A 21,906-nucleotide genomic window follows, 5' to 3' on the forward strand; every position below is an offset into this window, starting at 1 on the left:
GCCTTACCCAAGCTTCGGCACCTCCGCCGCAAAGCTGACCATCAGGCTGCCGTCCGTCAGTTCTTCCCTTCGGAGCTTCAGGTAGGGCGCGTACTCAGGCGAGGTGTAGAACGCCTGCGCCTGTTCCTGGCTCGGAAACTTCGCCAGCACGGCCCAGTTGCCCTCGGCTTCACCTTCGACCACCCCGGCGATCTGCGTCGCCGCGAGGAACTCGCCGCCGAACTTTTCAATGATCGGGGGCAGGGGCTTGCCGTACCGCTCCAGATAGTCGGCGTGATCCTTCACCTGGATGTAGGCGAAGCTGTAGACGGGCTTGGACATGAGGGCTCCTCAGAAGCGTTGCGCCGCGGTGAGGCTTGGGGCATCAGGCGGCATGGCTCGCATTCTTATCACGTCCGCGCTTCCCTACATCAACGGCATCAAGCACCTCGGCAATCTTGTGGGCTCGATGCTCCCGGCCGATGTCTATGCCCGCTTCATGCGCGCGCGGGGGCACGAGGTCCTCGCCATCTGCGCCACCGATGAGCATGGCACCCCGGCTGAGCTTGCGGCGCTCAAGGCAGGCAAGGACGTCGCCACCTATTGCGGTGAGCAGCACCAGATCCAGAAGGACGCAGGCGACGCCTTCGGGCTGAGCTTCGACCATTTTGGCCGTTCGTCGTCGGCCCAGAACCATCAGCTCACGCAGCACTTCGCCGCGAAGCTGAAAGAGAACGGCTACATCGCCGAGGTGGAGGAGGAGCAGATCTACTCCCTCGCCGATGAGCGCTTCCTGCCTGACCGCTATGTCGAGGGCACGTGCCCCAACTGCGGCTTCGAGAAGGCGCGGGGCGACCAGTGCGACAATTGCGGCAAGCTCCTTGACCCCACCGACCTCATCGATCCGTACTCGGCGCTCTCGGGCTCGAAGGATATCGAGCGGCGCAAGACCACCCACTACCACCTCCTGCAGTCCAAGCTCGAGGGTGAGGTCCGCGCATGGGTCGATGCGCACCCGGACTGGCCGGTCCTGACCAAGAGCATCGCCTACAAATGGCTCGACGAGGGCCTGCGCGACCGGACGATCACTCGCGACCTCTTCTGGGGCATCCCTGTTCCGGGGCTCGAAGGAAAAGTCTTCTACGTCTGGTTCGACGCACCCATCGCGTACATTGCCGCGACCGAAGAACATCTCGGTGCGGACTATAAGACATGGTGGCGCGAGGACGAAGGCGCGGACGATGTCCGCTACGTCCAGTTCATGGGCAAGGACAATGTCGCCTTCCACACGGTCAGCTTCCCCTGCACCCAGATCGGCTCGGGCGAGCCTTGGAAGAAGGTCGACACGCTGAAGTCGCTCAACTGGCTCACCTGGTATGGCGGCAAGTTCTCGACCTCCGAGGGCCGGGGCATCTTCATGGACCAGGCGCTCGAGCTGCTGCCCGCCGATCTCTGGCGCTGGTACCTGATGGCCAATGCTCCTGAGTCGGACGACACGGCCTTCACCTTGGAGGCCTTCCAGCAGACGGTGAACAAGGACCTCGCCGACGTTCTCGGCAATTTCGTGAACCGCATCGTGCGCTTCACAGGCTCGAAGTTCGACGGCGTCGTCCCTGACGGCGGCGAGCCGGGCGAGGCCGAAGTGCAGCTTCAGCAAGATCTCTCCGACAAGATCGCAGCGTACACCAAGCATCTCGAAGCAATGGAGTTCCGCAAGGCCTTCGCAGAGCTCCGCGGCCTCTGGGTCCTCGGCAACGAATACCTCCAGTCTGCGGCGCCCTGGGCGGCGTTCAAGGAGGACGAGGACAAGGCGGCGATGATCGTCCGCACGGCCCTCAACCTGATCCCGCTCTACGCCCAGCTGTCGGCGCCCGTCATTCCGCACACGGCGGACAAGCTCGCCGGCGTTTTCGGCACCGATGCGCAGGGCTGGCCAGGTGAGGGCGAAGCGCTCCTCGACAGGCTCGAACGCGGCAAGACCTTCGAAGCCCCGCCGGTCCTCTTCAAGAAGATCGAAGATGAACAGGTCGAGGAATGGGCGGAGAAGTTTGGCGCGCCGAGGGGGTAAGCGCTGCCTCGACCTCTCCCTCTGGGAGAGGTCGAAGGCTGACGCAGTCAGGCTTCGGGGGAGGGCATGAGAGGTTCTTCACTGCGCACCCTCACCCGAAATCAGATAGATTTCGACCTCTCCCGGAGGGAGAGGTGAGGCACTCAGCGGTTCGTACTCTCAAAAATCTTGTCAGCGCTCGCAGCGACAAAGCCCTGATAGAGCCCGCCTGCAGGCATCTCGAACCGTTTTGCGAACTCGTAGAAGCAGCTCGGCAGCTCGTGTTCGCCATCTTCGAAGCTGACGGTGACCTTGGTGGCCATGGTCGAGCATTGCTCGAGGTAGACCTCCGGCGAGCCTTTCACGAGGCCGCCTGAGCGGTTCATCGGGTAGCCTGCATCTTCGATAAACGAAGCCAGCTCTTCGAGGTTCTTAAAGCCCTCGAGCGCGTTGACGAAGACGGTGAAGTGGTTGGCGCAGAAGCCGAAGGCCGAGAACCACGCCGCGTACTCGCTCTCCTCATAGAGGCGCTCATAGGTCGCAAAGTCCGACTTCCAGCAGCGCCCGGAGTTCAGCATCAGAGGATCGGAGAGCTGCTCTTCCGTCATCTGATCGATGATGTGTTCCATCGCCTGTCGGACGTCGTCGGAGCATTCTTCGAGCAGCAGCTCGGAGATGAAGACCTTCGGCCGCGTCTCGTCCTCGTGGGCGTAGTAGCGCGCGAACAGTTTCTTTTGTTCGAAACGATACTCGTCCTTCGCCTCGTAGCCGAGGGAGAGGAACGGCGCGGCGATCTTGTCGATGCCGAGCCTGTGGTCGTTCAGCGTGCGGAAGGCGACGTGGTCATTGATGACCGTCTCGCCGCGACCCTCGAAAAGCTGCCTGATGGCATCAGCCTGCGGGGTGAGGGCGGCATAACGCTGCCAGAGCTGGCCGAACAGGCTGTCGAGGGTCAGGTCCGTCATTCCGCCGGTTTCTCCGCATCAGGCTTCTTGCCGAAGGTCTGCTTGATGTTGCCGATGATATCCACGTCGGCACCGGCCCGCTTCATGATGAAGTACTGCTGCACCACGCCGAGGAACGTGTTCCAGAACCAGTAGAGGACGAGGCCCGCGGCGAACGGCGCGAAGATGAAGATGAAGATCAGCGGCAGAAGGCCGAAGACCTGCGCCTGGATCGGGTCCGTGGGCGGAGGATTGAGCTTGGTCTGCACCCACATGGCCGCGCCCATCAGGAGCGGCAGGATGCCGATGCCGAGGAACGCGCCGACCACCGGGATCATCGTCGGGTCGTAGGGGAGAAGGCCGAAAAGGTTGAACAGGTTCGTCGGGTCCTGCTCCGCAAGGTCGCGGATATAGAGGAAGCCTTCGTGACGGATCTCGATCGTCGTGAAGAGCACCTTATACAGGGCAAAGAAGATCGGCATCTGGAGAAGCACCGGCAGACAGCCCGCGGCCGGGTTGATCTTGTGCTTCTTGTAGAGCGCCATCATCTCCTGCTGCTGCTTCATCTTGTCGTCGCCGTAGCGCTCGCGGATCCGCGTCATCTCCGGCGCGACCTTCCGCATACCCGCCATTGAGCGGTAGCTGGCGTTGGCGAGGGGGAAGAGCAGAGCCTTCACGACAAGGGTGAGAAGCAGGATCGCGACGCCGTAATTGCCCGTCAGCTCCGCGAAGAAATGCATGGTGTGGAAGATCGGGCGTGTCAGGAAGAACAGCATCCCCCAGTCCACGGCCTTGTCGAAGTCCGAGATGCCGAGGCCATCCTCATAGCCGCGCAGGGTCTCGACGACCTTGGCGCCTGCGAACATGCGCGAGGTGACGGTGGCTTCCTGGCCGGGTTCAAGGAAGAAGCCGTCGAGTTGGTAGCTGGCGCGGTAGAGCGGCGTGCGGGTGCCCTGAACGCGAGTTAGCTTGAGGTCGAAGTCCTGGTCCTGGGGAGGAATCGCAGCAGCCAGCCAGTACTTGTCCGTGATGCCAGCCCAGCCGCCAGTGCCGGCCTCGTCAATCGTGTTCTTGGACTTGTCGAGCTTCTTGTACTTCTTCGAGAAGAGCTGGCCGTCGACGACACCCAGAGGGCCTTCGAACAGGATCATGAAGTTCTTGAGGTCGTCGGGCAGGTTCTTCTGCGCGGCAAAGCCGTAGGGCAGGAGCGCTGCACGGCCTGAGCCCTGGTTGATGACCTTGTGCTCCGCCGTGAACATGAACTCTTCATCGACGGTGATGGTCATCTCGTGGCGGACCTCGCCGTCCTGACGGCTGAGGGTGACAGGGGTCGCTGGCGTCAGGCGAGCACCCTCAGGAGCGGTCCACACCGCCTGGTCGTCGCTCTGGCCGTCGACGATGACGCCGTTCCTGATGAAGGTCGCGGTCTCGGTGGAGCGGGGGCTCAGAACGTTGACCAGCGGCGCGTCGTCTTCCGGCGTGATGCGGTAGTTCTTCAGCGAGATGTCGTCGAGCGTCGCGCCAAGCAGATTGAGCGAGCCAATCATGGTCGGCGTCTCGATCGCCACACGGCCCGGCGCCTGCTTCAGCGCCTCGATCCTCGTGAGGGTAGCATCGACCGTCGGCACGGAGAGATCAGCGGTCAGCGAGGGCCCTGCGGCCTCTGCCGCTTCAATGCCTGCTTCCCGCTTCGCGGCCTCGAGAGCCTCGCGCTGCGGTCCGGCAATGAGCACATCCCAGCCGAGGAGAATGATGAATGCCAGCCCGATGGCGACGACGAAATTGCGGTCCATGAAACGCTCTTTCCAGTGCGGGGCCCTGCTGACGCCCGCCAAATACGTAAGAAGGCCGCGGGGGCGCGGCCTTAACCTTCGCGTGCGTCTAGGAGCGCGCCGCGAAGCTCGTCAAGCAAGTCGGGGAAGTCTCTGGTCGCCGCCTTGCCTCTCGCAAGGATCACGTAGTCATGACCCGGCTGCGCTTCGAGAGGAAAAATGTCCCGAACGGCAGCCCGGAGGCGTCTTTTGATGCGGTTTCGCTGAACAGCGCCGCCGAGCTTCTTCGTAACCGTCAGGCCCACGCGTGCGAAAGGCAGGTCATTGGAGAGGACCTGCAACGTGAAACTTGGACGGGAGAAGCGACGGCCTTTGCGCGCCCTGATGAAATCAGGACGCTTTCGGAGCGTGTCGACTTTTACGCGGACAGGCTCTTGCGGCCCTTGGAGCGGCGGTTGGCCAGGACTTTGCGGCCACCAACGGTGGCTTTGCGTGCAAAATAGCCGTGACGGCGTTTGCGCTTCAGATTGGAAGGTTGGAACGTGCGTTTCATCGGTGACCACCGGTCTAAGGTCTGACAAGTCGCGCCCAATACTCGGAAACCCCCTGCGAGGTCAACGGACTTCGCCCATGAATTTCTAGTGGAGACCACAATGGCAGATGCGAGCGGAACGAGCGCCGAACCCATGACCCTTGATGATGCAAAATCCAAGGCGACAAAGACCCTGAAAGTCGATGTCTGCGTGATTGGCGCTGGCTCCGGCGGCCTGACGGCTGCTGGAGGTGCAGGCGGTCTTGGGCGCAAGACGGTGCTTCTCGAAGCGAACAAGATGGGCGGCGACTGCCTCAACTATGGCTGTGTTCCGTCAAAGACGCTGATTGCTTCGGCCAAGGCTGCCCATGCCATGCGCGATGCTTCACGATTCGGAATCACGCCGGTCGAGCCTGACGTCCACTTTCTCGAAGTGATCGACCGGGTCCAGAAGACGATCGCTGATCTCGCCCATCACGACTCAGAAGAGCGGATGAAGGAGGAGTTTGGCGTCGACACCATCCGCGAGCGCGGCCGATTCGTCGGGCCGCGTCAGGTGCTGGCCGGCGACACGCTGATCGAAGCGAAGCATTTCGTCATCGCGACAGGCTCCTCGCCCTTCGTGCCGCCTATTGAGGGTCTCGCGGAGACGGACTTCATCACCAACGAGAAGGTCTTCGAGCAGACCTTCCAGCCAAAGCACCTGATCGTCTTGGGCGGTGGTCCCATCGGCTCCGAGATGGCGCAGGCCCACAGGCTTCTTGGCTCGAAGGTCACCATCATCGAGATGGGCCAGATCATGGGCAAGGATGATCCCGAACTCGCGGAAGTCGTGCGCAAGCGCTTCATCGCTGACGGCATCGACCTGCGCGAAGGCCATAAGGCCATGAAGGTTCGCCAGGACGGCGACCTCTTCACCGTTACTGTCGAGACGCCTTCGGGCGAAGAGCTCGCCATCTCCGGCGACCAGCTCCTCGTCGCGGTCGGCCGCAAGGCGAATGTCGATGGCCTCGGCCTCGAGCAGGCGGGCGTCGAGTACACCCCTCGCGGGATCAAGGTGGATGACAAGCTCCGCACCACGAACAGCCGTATCTATGCCATCGGCGATGTCACCGGCGGGCTGCAGTTCACCCACGTCGCGGGCTATCAGGGCCGCCTCGCGCTCAAGAACATCCTGCTCAAGAACATGGGCGGGAAGAACAACACCGACATCGTCCCGTGGGTCACCTATACCGAGCCAGAGCTGGCGCATGTCGGCCTGACTCAAGCCCAGCTCAAGGAACGCGGCATTGACTTTGAAGTCGTCCGCGCTCCCTATCACGACAATGACAGGGCCAACGCCGAGGGCGAGACCGAGGGCATCGTCAAGGTGCTCGTTGGCAAGGATGGAAAGATCTGGGGGGCTGACATGGTGGGACTGCACGCAGGCGAAGTCGTCCAGCAATATGCCCTCGCCGTCGCCAATGGCCTCAAGATGGATGCCTTCGACAAGATGATCTCTCCGTACCCGACGCTTGGCGAAATCTCCAAGGCGGCCTCGGACGAGTGGAGCTTCAAGAAGACCTTCACCGCCTTCAACAAGGCCGCGATCAAGCTGCTGGGAGCTTTTGACTGATGACCGACCGCGCAGAGCTCTACAAGGAAGCTGTGAAAGCTCTGCGCCATGATGCGCGCAACCTGCTGAACGCCGTCGTCATCATGCAGGAGCATGCTGAGAAGCTGGACGATCCCAAAAGCAAGCAGTTTGCTGACTATCTCGACGACAAGGTGCGGGCGATGGTGCGGCTCGGCGAGCGGGCTGACATCATCGCGGGCATCGCCTCGACAGAAAACACCGTACACGACCTTTATGTGCTGGTCGGCACCGTCGTGGACCAGCTTGAAGCCGAAGAGGGGCAGGTTACTGTCCAGCTTGGAGCGTCCGAGGCGACCTGCGATGGCGCGCTGACCTGCCTTGCCCTCGAGGAAGTGCTGGTCAACGCCGTGCAGACAGGGTCGAGGGTGACGGTCAGTTTCGATCACGATGCCGGAGCCCTGACGGTTGCTGACCAAGGGCCCGGCGTACCGGGCGCTGCCCTGCCGAAGCTGTTCGAACCCTATCGCGGCGCGAAGCGTCCGGGCGGTTCAAGTCTTGGGCTTCCCATGGCAAGGCTCGCCATGCGGGCACAGTCGGGTGAGCTCGATCTGTCTACGGACAAGGATACCGGAACGACCGTCAGGCTCGTCCTGCCGAACGCCTAGGCGGGCGTCAGGTCAGCTGGCCAGCGGCGGTGGAACCAGAGCCATTGCTCAGGCCGCGCAAGGATGAACTCGCCGAGAATATCGTTCACTTCGCGGGTCAGGTCCTCGACCGACCGATCGCCCGGTTCGATCGGATCATGCACGGTAATTGCGAACCGAGCGCCTGGCAGCCTGACCAGCTGAAGCGGCACAATCGGAATGTTGTGCTTCTTCGCAAGCCGCGCAGGCGCAGGAGCCGTCATGGCGGGATGGCCGAGCAGCGGAACCTCGATCCCGTCGTTCAGCTTCTGGTCCGTCACCATGGTGAGCGACAAACCGCTCTTCAGTGCAGAGAGCAGTTCGCGGCCGCCGCGCTTACCCTTGGGGATTTGGTAGCGGGTCATGGCTTTCGCCCTGACCTGGATGATGTGTCTGTCCACCAGCGCATTATTCGGTGCACGGTAGACCGCGGCGAACTTGACGCCCTCACGCCTGATGACAGCGCCAAGGACTTCCCAGTTGGCGAAGTGCCCACTGACGAAGATCGCCTGCTTGCCTTCCTCCGCATAGGCGCGGAGGCCCTCGACATTCTCGACGGTCACGCGCTCGGCCATGTTCTCGAGATGGGCATACTCGGCCATCGTCCGGCCGATATTGTCCCAGGCATCCCGCAGGATTGCCGAACGCTCTGCAGCGGTCATGTCGGGGTAGATCAGCCTGAGGTTCGCTTCACCGCGATGGTGGACCGAACGGAGGAGGGGCCCAAGGGTCCGCACCAGCTTGCCTGCAAAGCCTGATGCGCGCTCGACCGACATCGAGCCCATGACTTTGAGGAACGCGAAGAAGAGGGCTGCCTCGATCCGGCGCCTCAGGGTCAGCGGCTTGTTGGTGCGAGGCTCAGGAAGCTTCGCATCCGCATCCCAGACATCTAGTGTCGTGTCACTCATTCCGCGTTCTCGACAAGGCTCAACAGTGCCTCTTCCTCGGCAATCCTCATGCCGCCGGGGATGGGTGTGATGCCATCTCTCCTCTCCGGAGGGAAGCGGACATAATCCTTCTCCGTCGTTACAAGGGTCGCTCCTGCTTCGATGGCGTCCGCCTTCAAGGCGTCGATCTCGTCGCTCGAGAAAGGATGGTGGTCTGGAAAAGCCTTGAAAGACAGAATCTTGCCACCACTCTCTTTGAGAGAGCGTTCGAACCGTTCCGGCCTGCCTATGCCGCAAAAAGCGTGGAGGGGGGCGTCCGGGATGGACGATTGTTCAACCTCGAACCATGCACGGAAGACGGGTTTTCCGTCTGCAAGAGCGCAAATTCTGTCCGGAACCTGCGTCTCTGGACCCGGGAGGACAGCCACCAATGCCCCTGCGCGGGATGCGGCAGCCTCCGGTCTTTCCCGCAAGGGGCCGGCTGGGAAGACCTCGTCATTGCCGAACAGCGTGGCTGCGTCGACGAGCATCAGGGACAGGCTCTTCTGAAGGCTTGGGTTCTGGAAGCCGTCATCCATCAGGATCATGGACGCGCCTGCTTCCTTGGCAGCTTTCGCGCCCATTGGTCTGTCGCGGCTGACCCAGACTGGAAGGGTCCTTGCGAGGAGCAGGGGCTCGTCACCGACATGCGCGGCGTCGTCCTCGGGCCTGACGCAGTAGGGGCCCTTCTCCTTGCCGCCATAACCGCGGGTCAGGATGTGCGGGGCATGCCCCCGCGCCTGCAGAGCCTCTCCCAGCGCACGGACGAAGGGCGTCTTGCCGACCCCGCCTACGGTCGCGTTGCCGATGCAGATGACGGGGATGCCGGCCCTTGCTCCCGGCTTCTTGAGCCTGCGCTGGGTCTCCCAGTGGTAGATGGCACCGAGCGGCGAGAGCAGCTTCGCGGCGAGCGAAGTCCCCTCCGCCTGCCACCAGAAGCTGGGGCCTTCGAGGTGCATCAGGCGGCGATGCCGCCTTTTTCGAGGACCGGCTCGAGCGCTTCGACAAGAGCCTCCAGAACAGTCCGCGCGCTGGCTTCCGCCCATGTCGCGGCCTGGTCGGCCATGGTCTTGCGGGTCATCTCATCGGTCAGGAGCCTGGTCAGGCTGGCCGCGAGATCACGCTCATTGCGAACGAGCGCTGCTGAGCCGGACCGGCGCATGTCCTCGTAGGTGTCCGCGAAGTTGAAGACTTCCGGCCCATGAAGGATCGCGCAGCCGAGCCTTGCAGGTTCGAGCGGGTTATGCCCGCCAATGGCTGGGAAGCTACCGCCGACGAAGGCAATGTCCGAAAGGGAGTAGAAGGTCCCAAGCTCACCGAGCGTGTCCGCGAGATAGACCTGCGTATCGGGCCCGATCCCTTCGCCGTCCGACCTGCGCGCAACAGGGAAGCCGTGGTCATGGCAGATCTCAACGATCTCATCGCCGCGGGCAGGGTGCCTTGGCGCGAGGAACAGGACGGTGTCCGGCAGCTCTGCAAGGATCTGGCGGTGCGCGGAGAGAACTTGGATCTCCTCGGTCTCGTGGGTCGATGCAGCCAGCCAGCGCGGGCGGCCATCGAGCCAGCCTTCGAGCTGGCCGAGCGCTTCAAGCGGAGCGGGCAGCTTATCCGCCGCGAGCTTCAGGTTGCCCAGCGTTCCGACGTGACGCTCGCTGAGGCCCTCGAAGCGCTCTGCGTTCTCAGCGTTCTGGGCGATGATGATGTCGAAGACCGAGAGCAGCTCGCGCGCGGCTTTCTTCCGGCCCTGCCAGCTCTCGTAGGTGCGGGGGGACATGCGCCCATTGATGAGCGCAGCCGGAATCTTCCTCTTCGCAACTTCGCCGAGCATGACAGGCCAAAGCTCGGATTCAACAAAGAAAGCTGCATCTGGCTTCCAGTGATCAAGGAAGGCTCTGACGAAGTGCGGCTGGTCGATCGGGATGTAGTGGTGGACAGCCTTTGGAGGCAGGCGGTCAGCCATCAGCGCGGCCGACGTCACGGTCCCTGTCGTCACGAGGAACCGCAGCTCCGGATGAACCTCCGACAGGCGGTCCACCAGCGGCAGGATCGAAAGGCTCTCACCCACCGACGCGCCGTGCATCCAGAGAAGCTTGCCCTCAGGACGCGGCAGCGAGGCGATGCCGCGGCGTTCGGACAGGCGCGAAGGGTCTTCCTTCCCGGCCCGCAGGCGGCGCTCCAGCGCATAATTGGCCACCGGACGAAGCAGCTTCGTCGCGGCCCTGTACGTTCTGAGCGACCAGGCCTTCGGCGTGGGCATTATGGGAGACCTCCTGAGTGGTCCTCGCCTATGCCACTGCCCGCGGGAAAAAGCACGCTGCGGTGCACGCTTTTCGCAAAATTCTGGCGCTGGACCCGGCGGGCGGTCATTGCCAAAGGTGGCTGATGGCTGAACGGTCGTCCCTTCTCCTCCGCGTCTGGCGAGAGCATCTGAGCCGCTACAAGGGCCGGATCGCCATTGCGTTCGTCTTCATGGTGGGCCTCGCGCTGGCTGAAGTCGGCTTCGTGCTGGCCACCGAGTGGATCTTCTCCGGCCTCGAACCTGACCGCGACAGCCGCTTCACGGGCGTCGATGCGCGGCAGGTGATGATCTTCGGCCCGACACTGATCATCGGGCTCGCGATCCTTCAAGCCGGGTTCTTCTACGCCCAGGCACTCACGGCGCAGAGCGTCGGTATCTCCGCCCTGCGCGACATCCAGAACCGCATGTTCGGCGCGATCCTCCGCTACGACGTGGCCCAGCTGAAAGGCCGGGGCGAAGGCGAAGCCAAGGTCGGCGGGCTCGTGAGCCGCTTCACCAACGACATGACGACCCTGCGCGAGACCCTCCGCAGGGCACCCAATGGCGCGAGGGACCTTGTCAGGCTCATAGGTTTCATCGGTGTGCTGGCTTTCCTCGACCCGATATTGTTCCTCTGTGTGCTGCTGATCTATCCGCTGGTCGGCTTCCCCATCGGCATCATCGGCAAGGCCATCAGGAAGCTCGCCCGGAGAGTTCAGGCGCAGATCGGCGACATGACCGGCCTCCTGACCGAAAGCATCTCGGGGCAGGAGGTCGTGAAGAGCTACCGCCTGGAAGACAGCGAACGCGCCCGCATGGGCGATGCCTTCGAGGAACGCCGCTCCCTCCTCATGCGGCTCGTGCGCTTCACGTCCGCCAACGAACCGATGGTCACAGTGGTCGCGTCGCTTTCGATCGCCTTCATCATCGCCGTCGCCGCGTTCAGGATCAGCGCAGGGCTGCTGACCGGACCAGAGCTCGTCGCGTTCCTGATCGCGATGGCGCTTCTGTCCCAGCCAGCCCGGGGCCTCGGAACCCTGAACGCCGTCCTGCAGGAAGGCCTTGCCGCGATGGAGCGCGTGTTCGGCGTTATCGACGAAAAGCCCAAGATCACCGGCCCCTCGGACCCCATTGCGCCGCCTCAACCAAAAGGCGGTGCACCGACGGTCAGCTTCGAGAACATCGTCTTCAGCTACGACGAGGCCGCGTCGCTCCTCAAAGGTTTCAGCCTCCACGTTCCCGCGGGCGCGACGGCGGCATTGGTCGGCCCTTCGGGCGCAGGCAAGTCGACGGTTTTCGGCCTCCTGCCGCGTTTCTACGATCCGCAATCCGGGCGCATCCTGATCGAGAGCACCGACATCCAGAAGGTCTCCATCCCTGATCTCCGCGACCAGATCTCCATCGTCAGCCAGACGCCCGTGCTCTTCGATACAACGGTCGCTGAAAACATCCGCATGGGTCGCCCCGACGCCACCGATGAAGAGCTCGAGGCCGCCGCAGAAGCTGCCGCCGCGCACCGCTTCATCGTCCGTATGCCAAACGGCTATGCTTCGCGCGTCGGCGAGGGCGGTAGCGCTCTGTCTGGCGGGGAACGCCAGCGGATCGCCCTTGCGCGGGCTTTCCTCAAGGACGCGCCGATCCTCCTCCTCGACGAAGCGACCTCCGCTCTCGACGCCGAGAGCGAGCGGCTGATCGAAGAGGCGATGGCGAAGCTCCGGAAGGGCCGGACCACCCTCATCATCGCGCACAGGCTCTCCACGATCCGTGATGCCGACATGATCGCCGTCATGGAGCGCGGGCAGCTCATCGAGCAGGGCACGCATACAGAGCTTCTGGAGCAAGGTGGCCTCTACGCCCGCCTCTCCGCGCTCCAGGGCCGCGAGACGGAACCCGCATGAAGCCGCGCGAGGCGCTCCTTCTCCTCGCGGTCTGCGCAGCGTGGGGCCTCCACATGGTCATCGTGAAGTTCGTGACGGGGCATGTCTCGCCTCTGGTCTACGTGGCCTTCCGCATGCCGATCCTTGCGCTGATCCTGGCCCCGCTCCTCCGCTGGTACCCAGGCCAGATGCACCGCGTGCTGATCGCCGGAGCGTGCTTCGGCGGGATCAACTACATCTTCATGTTCTCAGGCATCGCGCTGACCAATGCTTCGATGGGCTCCGTCCTCGCAGAGACCTACGTCATCATCGCGACCATCTTCTCCGTGGTGTTCCTCGGTGAGAAGGTCGGCTGGAAGCGGATCAGCGGCATAGGCGTAGCTCTCATCGGCGTGCTGATCATCGCAACGGCTGAGGGGGACGGCGAGGCGAGCCAGAACTTCGCCCTCGGCGCGCTCCTCATCGTCCTTGGCTGTACAGCGGAGGCGACAGGCGCGATCTTCGTCAAGAAGATCGACGGCGTCACGCCCCTCGGCCTCCTCGCATGGATGGCGGTCGTGGGCAGCGTCGTCTGCTTCGTGCCTGCGGCGCTCCTGACGGATAACCAGTTCGCGTGGATCTCGAGCGACTCCTTCACCCCTGTCACGCTCTCGCTGCTTTATTCCGTGCTCGTCGCATCGGTCTTCGGGCACACGAGTTACTACTGGCTCTTGAAGCGTGTGCCGCTGAGCATCATTGCGCCGTCAGGGCTCCTCATCACCCTGTTTGCCGTGGTGTTCGGCGTGCTGCTCTTGGGTGAAGAATTGACCATCCGGCTGATTCTCGGGGCACTTCTTGTGGTGTCAGGTGTCGGAGTGGTTCTGGTTCGCGGCGCGAAGCCCGACCGCAAGCAAGTGATCGCCAGCGCGGCGGCAGGAAGCGAAGGCTGATCCATGAACGGCACACCGGTAAGAACCGACTGGAAGTCTCCCAACCACGGCGACCGAAAGGGCCGTGACGTGTCGATGGCGGTGATCCACTACACGGGCATGAAGTCGGCCAAGGAGGCACTCGAGCGCCTCTGTGATCCCGAAGCGCAGGTCTCCGCCCACTACGTCATCGAGGAGAACGGTCGCACCCACCAGCTCGTCGCCGAAGACCGCCGGGCTTGGCACGCAGGCGCTGGCATCTGGAAGGGCGAGGCGGATATCAACTCAGTGTCCATCGGGTTTGAGCTTGTGAACCCCGGCCATGAGTTCGGCTATCGCGAATTCCCCGGCGAGCAGATCGACGCCCTGATCGATATCCTGGAAGCGGTGAAGGCCCGCTACAACATTCCCCGTGCACGGATCATCGGCCACTCGGACCTCGCGCCTGATCGCAAGGAAGACCCCGGCGAGAAGTTCCCCTGGCGCGCCCTCGCAGCGGAGAAGCTGGCCTTCGGCCCTTGGACTGGCGAGCGTCCAGAGCAGCTACCGACCGAGGAAGAGGCCGCCGCGATGCTGTCGAAGATCGGCTATGGGGTGGAGATGTTCGGCGTCGAGCCCTGCGTCACGGCCTTCCAGCGCAGGTTCGCACCGCGCCTTCTGGGGCAGAAGCTCTTCGACGATACGCGCTCGGCAATCTGGGAAGTGCACAAGCGCGTGACGGCTTAGCCGCCGAAGATACCAGCGTGCCAGAACGCCACGGCGACGATGACGACAAACAGGGCGAACCCAATCACGGAGCCTTTGCGCTTCATTCGGTGCTTTCCTCAAACGTATCGGCACCGATAGACACCGAGCTTTCGCCTTCCGCAAGGTATGGGACAATCGGCTGCGGTTCAGCGATCGCCTCGCGCCGCCTGACCTGCCGCATCACGAGGTAGATGATGAGGCCGAACGGCCCCGCCATGAAGGTGAAGAACAGCGCCGGGATGGTGAGGAAGTGGTTCACCCGGTTCGCCGCTGCATCCCTCGTGATCCATGCGCCGACGAAGAGGTCGAAGGCGAGGTAGTGCACCCAGCCTGCAACAAAGCCGAGCTTGTTGCTCATCAGCGCCTGAATGCTCTCGATCGAGGAGAAGTCGGGGGCTTCGAAGCTACCGCCTGAGGTCGTCACTTTGATCAGGACGCTTGCGTAGACGAGGCTGAGGATCGGGATGATGATCCCAAACACCGCCATCTGCGAATACCGCCAGCGTGGCGCGATCACCAGGAGCAGCCAGCCCGGCAGGACCGCCATATTGCAGACTTTGAACAGTAGGTCGGCGCTCATAAGGTTCTCCCGCGGGATTCGCTTCGAAGGATGATAGCCATGTGCACGCGCTTTGATAGCTCAGAGGTCAGCCAGCACCGATGACCGTCATCGTCGTCATGGGGCCGTCAGGGTCCGGAAAGACCACCGTCGGCCAGATGCTTGCGGACCGCCTCGAGGTGCCTTTCTACGAGGGGGATGATTTTCACCCGCCGGAGAACATCGCCAAGATTTCCCGCGGGGAGGGGCTTTCTGCGGACGACAGGCGTCCGTGGATCAGCACGATCTCAAAGGCACTCAATGCCGATGCAGCGCCGATATCCGTCCTCGCCTGTTCAGCCCTCAACGCGGTCGTCAGGGATCAACTCTGCGAAGAACTTCGAGCGGAGGCTCGCTTTGTCCTTCTTGATGTTCCGCCTGAGGAGCTTCTGCGTCGCCTACAAACCAGGGCCGCTCATTTTGCGGGGCCTGACCTTCTGAAGAGCCAGCTTGAAGCTCTCGACGCGGCTGAAGAGGCGTACCGTCTGCCTGCGGATCGCCCAGCGGATCAGCTTGCCACCGCGATCGCGGATTGGATCCAGGCTGCGCCATCTTCCTAAGGGTCTGGACGGTGAAGTCCCGGAAGGACGCCACGCGGAAATAGCTCGTGTGGATCATCTCGTCCCAGGTGAAGGTCTCCTGCACCTCGTTGAAGATGTCGCCCGAACGCCGCGGCTTGCTCGTCAGAGTATGGCGGAGGTCAGAGACGCGGTTCCGCATGTGGGTGTCCGCGTGGTCTGACAGCGCCTTGGCAAGATTGTTCGGAATGCTGACAAACTTCGCGGCACCGCTTTCCGGCCGGTCGCCGACGCGCTTGATCGGATAGCCGTCATCCATCCCGAGGGAGCTAGTGATGACGCCGGATGATGCTGCTGCGTTCACGATTGGCGTCACGATGGCTGCAATCGGATGGGCGATCACTGGCGCGATCAGACGAACGAGCGTCGTCCCGATTGCAGCGAGACTGATCAGGAACGGGAAGGCAATGATCGCGATGAGGCCGTAGACAGCCGCCATGCCCTTGAGCTGGTCGAGCGTGTCCTCAAGCGAACTGTTCCCCTGAGGGATCGGGTTGTTGGGGTTCACCGTGGGCGGCGGCTGGTTCGTGAAATTGAGCCAGGCCATGTAGCCGAGAAGCCCGAGGAAGCCGACCAGCGCGAGCTGGTTGAAGATCATCGGCGCGTTGTTCCGGAAGGACTTCGCAAGCGAACTGACGGTGACGACCTTGATCTTCAGCTTACGGACATTGCTCAGGAACGCGATAGCCTCATCATCCTCGTGGGCAATCGCCGTGATCCGCTTCGCGACGGAGCTATAGCGGTTCGGGTTCAGGATGATCCCCCGCACCGTCTGGAAGATCAGGAAGATGCCATAGAGCACCGTCGGCGCAGCTGCTGCCATCGCGAACAGCTGACCTTCGGCACGGCTCATCGACAGTTGTCCGATGATGCCCAAAGAGACGAATGATAGGATAGCGAGCACGGCGAAGATAAAGCCGTGACGCTTCTTCACCCCCGCCAGCAGCATCTGGTGCAGCGGCCGCTTGCGGTCGAGAAACGGCGTACCGACAGTAATCAGGCGAGCAGTCTTGTTCTTCCGTGAGCGGACGAGCGCTTCCCGCGCGACATTGCCGCCGTGGCTGTGTGCGAGGATCAGCGTATCAGGATCTTCGATGGCATCGAGTTGCTTCGCGAGCCGCTGGGCGGCGACCATGCGGTCACGGTCGGAATTGTTGCCGGACCACTGAAAGGCCTCAACGTGATATCCGGCGCGTTCGAGGTCGGCATGCATGGGGCTACCATGCTGCCACCAGCGATCACCGTCGGTTGTCTTGTCGTTGTCGAACGTCCCGTGGACGCAGATAACACTCGCCATGCCCCGTACTCCCTGAGGGAAAGTCTAGCACGGAAGAGCAGCTCAAGACATGGAAAGCGAAGACGAGACGAAGCCACAGATAAAACGTCGAAGATACAAAAGCTTGCTAAGCGCTCTGCACATCTGACCATCAAACCCAGTCGGTTTTAGCCTCCAACCGCCTCGAGAATGTGTGCCCTTGCCTCGGGCACTCGGAAGTAGGCCGTGTGGATCAGCTCGTCCCAGGTGAACTCCCGGTCGAGGACGCCGAACACATCGCCCCCTTTTTGAGCCATATCGCTGAGGACACCCCGCAAGTGACCGACGCGAGCACCAAGATGCTTGTCCGCGTGCGAGGTCATGGCTTCTTCAACCGAGGAGGGGAGCGCGGGCACCTTGCCCCCTGCCACCGGCACGCCGCTGACGCGCTGAACGGCGGACGTGTTGCCGAGGCCAAGCGCATTGGACGTGAGCGCTCCGTCCACCACACCGTTGAGGACAGGGGTCATTGCAACGCCGAGTGGGATGGAAAAGATCTTCGCGACCGCGCTCAACATCAGGAATGTTGCCCCGAAAAAGAAGACTGACGATATGATAATCAATGCCGGGATGATCGCCCAGTCGATGAGGCCGGGTCCATCAGGACCACTCAGAAACCGTGTGAATGCGTAAGCGAGAAAAACGACCGTCCCCAAGAAGAGCGGTATAAGGAGGAAAGTCGAAAGGGTCTTCTCGAGCGTAGACCCGGATGACCGCCAGTTGAGCGGAGCTATCTTGGCCTGGTAGACTGCGTGCAGGAGGTTGACTGCTTCGTCGCGCCGATGGGAAATCGGTACTGTGAAGTCCGCGACCTTCGCGTACTTCACCCTCGATCGTAGATATCGTCGGACAATGCTTACCGGCCAGAACAGCGCCGCTGCTCCCGCCGCGATGTAGAATGGCACCTGCAGAAGCTGCGCAAATCCGTCACCGGCCAGCGATCTGACCGTCGCGGCGATCAAGATCAAAACCCCTACAATCACCGTATGCGGTCCCAGCAGCAGCGACAGAAGGTTTCCCGTCCGGTCAATGAACGGCGTGCCGACCGTCACCACACGGAGCGCCTCTCGCTCTTTCGCCGAAAGCCGCGCAGCCGCTTCCCGCGCGACGTTGCCGCCGTGGCTGTGGGCGATGATCCTGATCTCCCCCTCGGCAAGGAGAGGCTTCAGCTTCTTCGCCAGCTTCTCTCCTGCGGCGACGCGGTCGCTGTCGGAGTTCTCACCAGACCAGCGAAACGCGATCACCTGATGGCCAGCGGCTTCGAGGTCGGCGCGCATCGCGCCGCCCTTTTGCCACCAGCGCTCGCCCGTTTCGCTCTCGTCACCGTCAAAGGTGCCGTGGATGAGGATAATCCGTGTCATGACGTTCCAACCTTCTCAAGAATGTACGCGCGGCACGCTGGCACCCGGAAATAGGCCGTGTGGATCAGCTCATCCCAGGTGAAGGTCTCGTCGAGCGCTTTCATCGGATCGATGCCCTTCTGGGAGGCCGTGGTCAGAACCTCGCGCAACAGACCGACCCGTCCGCTCAGCGCGGCGTTGGCGTGATCGGAGATGGTCGCCTCCAACCCGCTGGGCATAGTCTGCACTTTGCCTCCAGCGACAGGGCTGGGCCCGACGCGCCTGTAGCTGGCACCGCTGTCGAGGCCGAGGCCCGATGATTTGATCGTGGACTGAACGATCCCGTTGAGAACCGGAGGTGCCACGTAGCTCAGCGGGAAGGAAAGAAACGTCGTCAGGATCACGCCTGCGAAGAACGTTCCCGCGGCAAACAGCGGAATGCCGACAAGCAGCCCCTGCCATTCATCATACGCGACCTCCCAGTTGATCGCGAAGTAGTAGAGCAGCCACACGACACTTCCCGCCATCGCAAGGAAGACCAAGGGCATCATCGCGAGCCTGATCGTGCTGCGGGAATTGGCGACGGTCGCAGCCTCGATCTTCTGGCGGTCGGCCATCTGGAGCATGGCGACTGCTTCGTCCCCGGTGTGCGTGATCGGCGTGAAGAGGCCCGCCACATCCGTGTAGTTGGCAGCTCGGTTTCTGACGATGCGCCACAGGAACAGAAGCGCCCAGCTCACGCCGATCACCCCGAACCCTGTGAGGATCTCGTTATCGCTCAGCCCACTCATCTCCTCGAATGATCGACCCGAGACAGGCTGAATGGCAATCAGGATTGCGAAGACCGAAACGAGAAGGAGCGTCTCCCACCCCCAGAGGTTTCGGGTGAACGGCGGCACACGGTCGAGAAACGGGGTGCCGATCGAGACCGTCCGTATGCGGGCTCGCTCGTCAGGCTTGAGCAGGATGAGCGCTTCTCGGGCGACATTGCCGCCGTGGCTGTGGGCGAGGAGGGTGACCTCGTCGTCCGTTTCAGCGAGGCGGTGAGCAAGCGCCTGTGCCGCCTTCATGCGAGCCACGTCGGAGTTCTCGCCCGACCAGCGGAACGCCTCGACCTGGTGCCCGGCAGCCTCAAGGTCAGCGCGCATGGCGCCGCCCTTCTGCCACCAGCGCTCGCCGGTTTCGCTCTCGTCACCATCAAAGGTGCCGTGGATGAGAATGACCCTGCCCATGCTCTCGCGCCCTTTCCCTGAGCGAAAGCTAAGCGGAATGCCGGGGGCAGGGAAAGCCTTGCGGAAACTAGCCTTTCCGGACGGCCTTTCCGACTGCAAGATCAAGCGCTTGAAGGAAGCGTGACCGGTCGTTCTTGGAGAAGGGCGGGGCACCTTTGCCGACCTGATCGCCCGATCCGCGCAGGTCGTTCATGATTGCGCGCTGGGCAATCGCCCCGCCGATCGTATCCTTGGTGAAGGGGTGACCATTATTGCCGATCACCTCGGCACCAGCCTTGAGGCAGCGGTCTGCGAGGAGGATGTCGGCCGTGACCACCACCTTTCCGGGTGCCGCCAGCTCAGCGACATAGTCGTCGGCCTCGTCGAACCCTCCGCCTACGACATGTTGCCTGATAAGCGGGTCTCGCTCCAGCCTGAACCCCTGATTGGCGACGAACAGCACGCCAACCCCGTAGCGCAGGGCCACGCGAATGGCCTCGTCCTTCACAGGACAAGCATCGGCATCGACGAGGATGAGGGCGTCTACGTTAGTCATCATGGATATGAAAAGGCCGCCCGAAGGCGGCCCGATCTCTTAGTTGTCGAGGAAGCTGCGAAGCTTCCGGCTGCGGCTTGGGTGCTTCAGCTTACGGAGCGCTTTTGCCTCGATTTGGCGGATGCGTTCGCGGGTCACCGAGAACTGCTGGCCGACCTCTTCGAGGGTGTGATCGGTGTTCATGCCGATGCCGAACCGCATACGGAGGACACGCTCTTCACGCGGCGTCAGCGAGGCGAGGACGCGGGTCGTGGTCTCGCGCAGGTTCGACTGGATCGCCGCATCGATGGGCAGGATCGCGTTCTTGTCCTCGATGAAGTCACCGAGATGGCTGTCTTCCTCGTCGCCGATCGGCGTTTCGAGGGAGATCGGCTCCTTGGCGATTTTCATCACCTTACGGACTTTCTCGAGCGGCATGGAGAGCTTGTTGGCAAGCTCCTCAGGCGTTGGCTCGCGGCCGATCTCGTTGAGGATCTGGCGCGAGGTCCGGACGATCTTGTTGATCGTCTCGATCATGTGGACCGGGATACGGATGGTCCGCGCCTGGTCAGCGATCGAGCGGGTGATGGCCTGACGGATCCACCAGGTCGCGTAGGTCGAGAACTTGTAGCCGCGGCGGTACTCGAACTTATCGACCGCTTTCATGAGGCCGATATTGCCCTCCTGGATCAGGTCCAGGAATTGAAGGCCACGGTTCGTGTACTTTTTGGCGATCGAGATCACGAGGCGGAGGTTCGCTTCGACCATTTCTTTCTTGGCGATCCGCGCTTCGCGCTCGCCCTTCTGGACGGTCTGCACGATGCGGCGGAAGTCGGAGACGGTGAGGCCGGTTTCCTGAGAAAGCTGACCGATCTCGTCGCGGATCTCCTGGATCTGCGGTTCAGCCTTCGTCGTGAAGTTACCCCAGCCACGGCCATCGAGGGCCGAGACGCGCGGCAGCCATTCAGGATCGAGCTCGTTGCCGAGATACTCCTTCAGGAACTCCTGACGGTTCACGCCATAGCTGTCGGCGAGCCGCACGAGCTTGCCCTCGAGGGCCATCAGTGCACGGTTGATCGCGTAAAGCTGTTCGACCAGCGCTTCGATCCGGTGGTTGTGAAGGCGCACGGACCGGACGCGCTCGACAATGTCCTTCTGGAGCTTCTTCAGGCGCTTCACCTGGCTCTCGGTGAGGTCTTCACCCTGGAGCTGCTGCTCGATCTGAATGTCCTGCAGACGGCGGAGTTTCTTGAAGTCGTCCGCGATGTCCTGGAACGTCTGCATGACGCCTTCGCGCAGCTCGGCTTCCTTGGCCGAGAGCGAGAGGTCGCCTTCGTCGAACTCGTCTTCGTCCTCGCCGGTTTCAGCGGCGCGGGCTTCCTGTTCCTTCTGGACCTGCTCGGCGACTTCGGGCCGCGTCATGTCAGGCTTGCTCTCAGGGCCACCCGAGAACGTCGCGTCGAGGTCGATGATGTCACGGAGAAGGACGCGGCCTTCTTCGAGTTCCTCGCGCCAGACGGTGATTGCTTCGAAGGTCAGCGAGCTCTCGCAGAGCGCGCGGATCATCGATTCGCGGCCAGCCTCGATCCGCTTGGCGATGGCGATCTCGCCCTCGCGCGACAGGAGCTCCACGGCGCCCATCTCGCGCAGGTACATGCGCACCGGATCATCGGTGCGGTCGCTGTCTGCCTTGGTGTTGGTCGTGACCGTCTGGGCGGTTTTCTTTTCGACAACAGCGGAGCCCGTCGCTTTCGCGCCGTCCTTGTTGTCCTCTTCCTCGACCTCCTCGTTCTCGGTGACGTTGATGCCCATATCCGAGAGCTTGGACATGATATCTTCGATCTGCTCGGACGAGAACTCGTCCTCCGGCAGCACCGCATTGAGCTGGTCGTAGGTGATGTAGCCTTTTTTCTTGGCTTCCTCGATCATCTTCTTGACCGAGGCCTGGTTCATGTCGAGGACCGGCTGTTCGCCTGTTTCCTCACGCTGCACTTGAGAAGTCTTGCTCATTAGGCCCCTTGTCTCGCGCCATCTACTCTGCGCGAGGGCCGGGAATGCGG

At 62.4% G+C, this 21,906-nt stretch carries 20 protein-coding genes and 1 pseudogene; 7 read left to right on the plus strand and 14 right to left on the minus strand.

Translation table 11 applies throughout. The features are described 5' to 3' along the window. Nucleotides 1–3: 3 nt before the first annotated feature. Nucleotides 4–321 carry a DUF1330 domain-containing protein gene (locus tag HK107_RS08695; protein WP_173198577.1) on the minus strand — a complete coding sequence of 106 codons (318 nt, stop codon included), beginning with the start codon at nt 319–321 and terminating at the stop codon, nt 4–6. Nucleotides 322–373: 52 nt separating this feature from the next. On the opposite strand from HK107_RS08695, the gene metG reads away from it, so the two are divergent. Next, on the plus strand, nt 374–2,047 hold the full coding sequence (gene metG, locus HK107_RS08700) for a methionine--tRNA ligase (RefSeq protein ID WP_173198579.1): 1,674 nt from the start codon (nt 374–376) through the stop codon (nt 2,045–2,047). A gap of 143 nt (nt 2,048–2,190) precedes the next feature. Here the strand turns inward: metG and HK107_RS08705 are convergent, their stop codons facing one another. The 4 genes from HK107_RS08705 to rpmH all read right to left on the minus strand — a co-directional run bounded on the left by HK107_RS08705 (nt 2,191) and on the right by rpmH (nt 5,295). Then, a complete protein-coding gene (locus tag HK107_RS08705) occupies nt 2,191–2,991 on the minus strand; it encodes a DUF1338 domain-containing protein (protein ID WP_173198581.1) in 801 nt (266 codons plus the stop codon). Beyond that, nucleotides 2,988–4,763, minus strand: a complete 1,776-nt coding sequence (gene yidC / locus HK107_RS08710; protein ID WP_173198583.1) for a membrane protein insertase YidC — start codon at nt 4,761–4,763, stop codon at nt 2,988–2,990. The genes HK107_RS08705 and yidC overlap by 4 nt, the downstream gene beginning before the upstream one ends. A 71-nt stretch (nt 4,764–4,834) precedes the next feature. Then, nucleotides 4,835–5,128: a ribonuclease P protein component gene (rnpA, locus tag HK107_RS16085; protein WP_408636662.1), complete on the minus strand. Its 294-nt coding sequence runs from the start codon at nt 5,126–5,128 to the stop codon at nt 4,835–4,837. Nucleotides 5,129–5,160: 32 nt separating this feature from the next. Further along, nucleotides 5,161–5,295: a 50S ribosomal protein L34 gene (gene rpmH / locus HK107_RS08715; RefSeq protein ID WP_173198875.1), complete on the minus strand. Its 135-nt coding sequence runs from the start codon at nt 5,293–5,295 to the stop codon at nt 5,161–5,163. 100 nt (nt 5,296–5,395) lie between these two features. On the opposite strand from rpmH, the gene HK107_RS08720 reads away from it, so the two are divergent. Further along, a complete protein-coding gene (locus HK107_RS08720) occupies nt 5,396–6,889 on the plus strand; it encodes a dihydrolipoyl dehydrogenase family protein (protein ID WP_198912341.1) in 1,494 nt (497 codons plus the stop codon). After that, nucleotides 6,889–7,515 carry a sensor histidine kinase gene (locus HK107_RS08725; RefSeq protein ID WP_173198587.1) on the plus strand — a complete coding sequence of 209 codons (627 nt, stop codon included), beginning with the start codon at nt 6,889–6,891 and terminating at the stop codon, nt 7,513–7,515. The genes HK107_RS08720 and HK107_RS08725 overlap by 1 nt, the downstream gene beginning before the upstream one ends. Here HK107_RS08725 and HK107_RS08730 read toward each other — a convergent pair. The 3 genes from HK107_RS08730 to HK107_RS08740 are packed head-to-tail and all read right to left on the minus strand — an operon-like array spanning nt 7,512 to nt 10,716. Further along, nucleotides 7,512–8,441: a lysophospholipid acyltransferase family protein gene (locus HK107_RS08730; protein ID WP_173198589.1), complete on the minus strand. Its 930-nt coding sequence runs from the start codon at nt 8,439–8,441 to the stop codon at nt 7,512–7,514. The two genes, HK107_RS08725 and HK107_RS08730, sit on opposite strands and share 4 nt — an antisense overlap. Next, nucleotides 8,438–9,418: a tetraacyldisaccharide 4'-kinase gene (lpxK, locus tag HK107_RS08735; protein ID WP_173198591.1), complete on the minus strand. Its 981-nt coding sequence runs from the start codon at nt 9,416–9,418 to the stop codon at nt 8,438–8,440. Before lpxK ends, HK107_RS08730 begins: the two co-directional genes overlap by 4 nt. Then, a complete protein-coding gene (locus HK107_RS08740; protein ID WP_173198593.1) occupies nt 9,418–10,716 on the minus strand; it encodes a 3-deoxy-D-manno-octulosonic acid transferase in 1,299 nt (432 codons plus the stop codon). The genes lpxK and HK107_RS08740 overlap by 1 nt, the downstream gene beginning before the upstream one ends. Nucleotides 10,717–10,841: 125 nt before the next feature. On the opposite strand from HK107_RS08740, the gene HK107_RS08745 reads away from it, so the two are divergent. From HK107_RS08745 to HK107_RS08755, 3 genes are read left to right on the plus strand one after another with little or no spacing between them, the layout of a single operon-like run. Further along, the gene (locus HK107_RS08745) at nt 10,842–12,635 is read left to right on the plus strand and encodes an ABC transporter ATP-binding protein (RefSeq protein WP_173198595.1); all 1,794 of its coding nucleotides are present in this window, start codon (nt 10,842–10,844) and stop codon (nt 12,633–12,635) included. Continuing rightward, nucleotides 12,632–13,543 (plus strand): DMT family transporter, encoded by a 912-nt coding sequence (locus tag HK107_RS08750; protein ID WP_173198597.1) that lies wholly within the window; start codon nt 12,632–12,634, stop codon nt 13,541–13,543. Before HK107_RS08745 ends, HK107_RS08750 begins: the two co-directional genes overlap by 4 nt. A gap of 3 nt (nt 13,544–13,546) precedes the next feature. Next, complete coding sequence (locus HK107_RS08755) at nt 13,547–14,248, plus strand: N-acetylmuramoyl-L-alanine amidase (protein WP_173198599.1); 702 nt, start codon at nt 13,547–13,549, stop codon at nt 14,246–14,248. Between the two features lie 82 nt (nt 14,249–14,330). Here the strand turns inward: HK107_RS08755 and HK107_RS08760 are convergent, their stop codons facing one another. Further along, entirely contained in the window at nt 14,331–14,849 is a 519-nt protein-coding gene (locus HK107_RS08760) for an ABA4-like family protein (RefSeq protein WP_173198601.1), read from the minus strand. Nucleotides 14,850–14,986: 137 nt separating this feature from the next. On the opposite strand from HK107_RS08760, the gene HK107_RS16090 reads away from it, so the two are divergent. Next, the gene (locus tag HK107_RS16090) at nt 14,987–15,427 is read left to right on the plus strand and encodes a gluconokinase (protein ID WP_408636663.1); all 441 of its coding nucleotides are present in this window, start codon (nt 14,987–14,989) and stop codon (nt 15,425–15,427) included. 991 nt (nt 15,428–16,418) lie between these two features. On the opposite strand, the pseudogene HK107_RS16095 reads toward HK107_RS16090, so the two are convergent. From HK107_RS16095 to rpoD, 5 genes and pseudogenes are all read right to left on the minus strand, one after another. Continuing rightward, nucleotides 16,419–16,742, minus strand: a pseudogene (locus tag HK107_RS16095) (esterase/lipase family protein); the annotation flags it as partial. Between the two features lie 146 nt (nt 16,743–16,888). Beyond that, complete coding sequence (locus HK107_RS08770; RefSeq protein ID WP_173198605.1) at nt 16,889–18,121, minus strand: esterase/lipase family protein; 1,233 nt, start codon at nt 18,119–18,121, stop codon at nt 16,889–16,891. Continuing rightward, a complete protein-coding gene (locus tag HK107_RS08775; protein WP_173198607.1) occupies nt 18,118–19,332 on the minus strand; it encodes an esterase/lipase family protein in 1,215 nt (404 codons plus the stop codon). The genes HK107_RS08770 and HK107_RS08775 overlap by 4 nt, the downstream gene beginning before the upstream one ends. A 67-nt stretch (nt 19,333–19,399) precedes the next feature. Continuing rightward, nucleotides 19,400–19,870: a YaiI/YqxD family protein gene (locus tag HK107_RS08780; RefSeq protein WP_173198609.1), complete on the minus strand. Its 471-nt coding sequence runs from the start codon at nt 19,868–19,870 to the stop codon at nt 19,400–19,402. A gap of 36 nt (nt 19,871–19,906) precedes the next feature. After that, a complete protein-coding gene (rpoD, locus tag HK107_RS08785; RefSeq protein ID WP_173198611.1) occupies nt 19,907–21,856 on the minus strand; it encodes an RNA polymerase sigma factor RpoD in 1,950 nt (649 codons plus the stop codon). Nucleotides 21,857–21,906: the final 50 nt, after the last annotated feature.

This window comes from Parvularcula mediterranea (assembly GCF_013085255.1).
GTDB classification, from domain to species: domain Bacteria; phylum Pseudomonadota; class Alphaproteobacteria; order Caulobacterales; family Parvularculaceae; genus Parvularcula; species Parvularcula mediterranea.

What these genes read in the sequence shown, in the direction of transcription:
- rpoD (WP_173198611.1), bottom strand. Translation starts at nt 21,856, where the DNA reads ATGAGCAAGACTTCTCAAGTGCAGCGTGAGGAAACAGGCGAACAGCCG.
- metG (WP_173198579.1), top strand. Translation starts at nt 374, where the DNA reads ATGGCTCGCATTCTTATCACGTCCGCGCTTCCCTACATCAACGGCATC.
- HK107_RS08775 (WP_173198607.1), bottom strand. Translation starts at nt 19,332, where the DNA reads ATGGGCAGGGTCATTCTCATCCACGGCACCTTTGATGGTGACGAGAGC.
- lpxK (WP_173198591.1), bottom strand. Translation starts at nt 9,418, where the DNA reads ATGCACCTCGAAGGCCCCAGCTTCTGGTGGCAGGCGGAGGGGACTTCG.
- HK107_RS08750 (WP_173198597.1), top strand. Translation starts at nt 12,632, where the DNA reads ATGAAGCCGCGCGAGGCGCTCCTTCTCCTCGCGGTCTGCGCAGCGTGG.
- HK107_RS16090 (WP_408636663.1), top strand. Translation starts at nt 14,987, where the DNA reads ATGCTTGCGGACCGCCTCGAGGTGCCTTTCTACGAGGGGGATGATTTT.
- HK107_RS08755 (WP_173198599.1), top strand. Translation starts at nt 13,547, where the DNA reads ATGAACGGCACACCGGTAAGAACCGACTGGAAGTCTCCCAACCACGGC.
- HK107_RS08745 (WP_173198595.1), top strand. Translation starts at nt 10,842, where the DNA reads ATGGCTGAACGGTCGTCCCTTCTCCTCCGCGTCTGGCGAGAGCATCTG.
- HK107_RS08740 (WP_173198593.1), bottom strand. Translation starts at nt 10,716, where the DNA reads ATGCCCACGCCGAAGGCCTGGTCGCTCAGAACGTACAGGGCCGCGACG.
- rpmH (WP_173198875.1), bottom strand. Translation starts at nt 5,295, where the DNA reads ATGAAACGCACGTTCCAACCTTCCAATCTGAAGCGCAAACGCCGTCAC.
- HK107_RS08760 (WP_173198601.1), bottom strand. Translation starts at nt 14,849, where the DNA reads ATGAGCGCCGACCTACTGTTCAAAGTCTGCAATATGGCGGTCCTGCCG.
- HK107_RS08720 (WP_198912341.1), top strand. Translation starts at nt 5,396, where the DNA reads ATGGCAGATGCGAGCGGAACGAGCGCCGAACCCATGACCCTTGATGAT.
- HK107_RS08705 (WP_173198581.1), bottom strand. Translation starts at nt 2,991, where the DNA reads ATGACGGACCTGACCCTCGACAGCCTGTTCGGCCAGCTCTGGCAGCGT.
- HK107_RS08695 (WP_173198577.1), bottom strand. Translation starts at nt 321, where the DNA reads ATGTCCAAGCCCGTCTACAGCTTCGCCTACATCCAGGTGAAGGATCAC.
- HK107_RS08725 (WP_173198587.1), top strand. Translation starts at nt 6,889, where the DNA reads ATGACCGACCGCGCAGAGCTCTACAAGGAAGCTGTGAAAGCTCTGCGC.
- HK107_RS08780 (WP_173198609.1), bottom strand. Translation starts at nt 19,870, where the DNA reads ATGATGACTAACGTAGACGCCCTCATCCTCGTCGATGCCGATGCTTGT.
- yidC (WP_173198583.1), bottom strand. Translation starts at nt 4,763, where the DNA reads ATGGACCGCAATTTCGTCGTCGCCATCGGGCTGGCATTCATCATTCTC.
- HK107_RS08730 (WP_173198589.1), bottom strand. Translation starts at nt 8,441, where the DNA reads ATGAGTGACACGACACTAGATGTCTGGGATGCGGATGCGAAGCTTCCT.
- HK107_RS08770 (WP_173198605.1), bottom strand. Translation starts at nt 18,121, where the DNA reads ATGACACGGATTATCCTCATCCACGGCACCTTTGACGGTGACGAGAGC.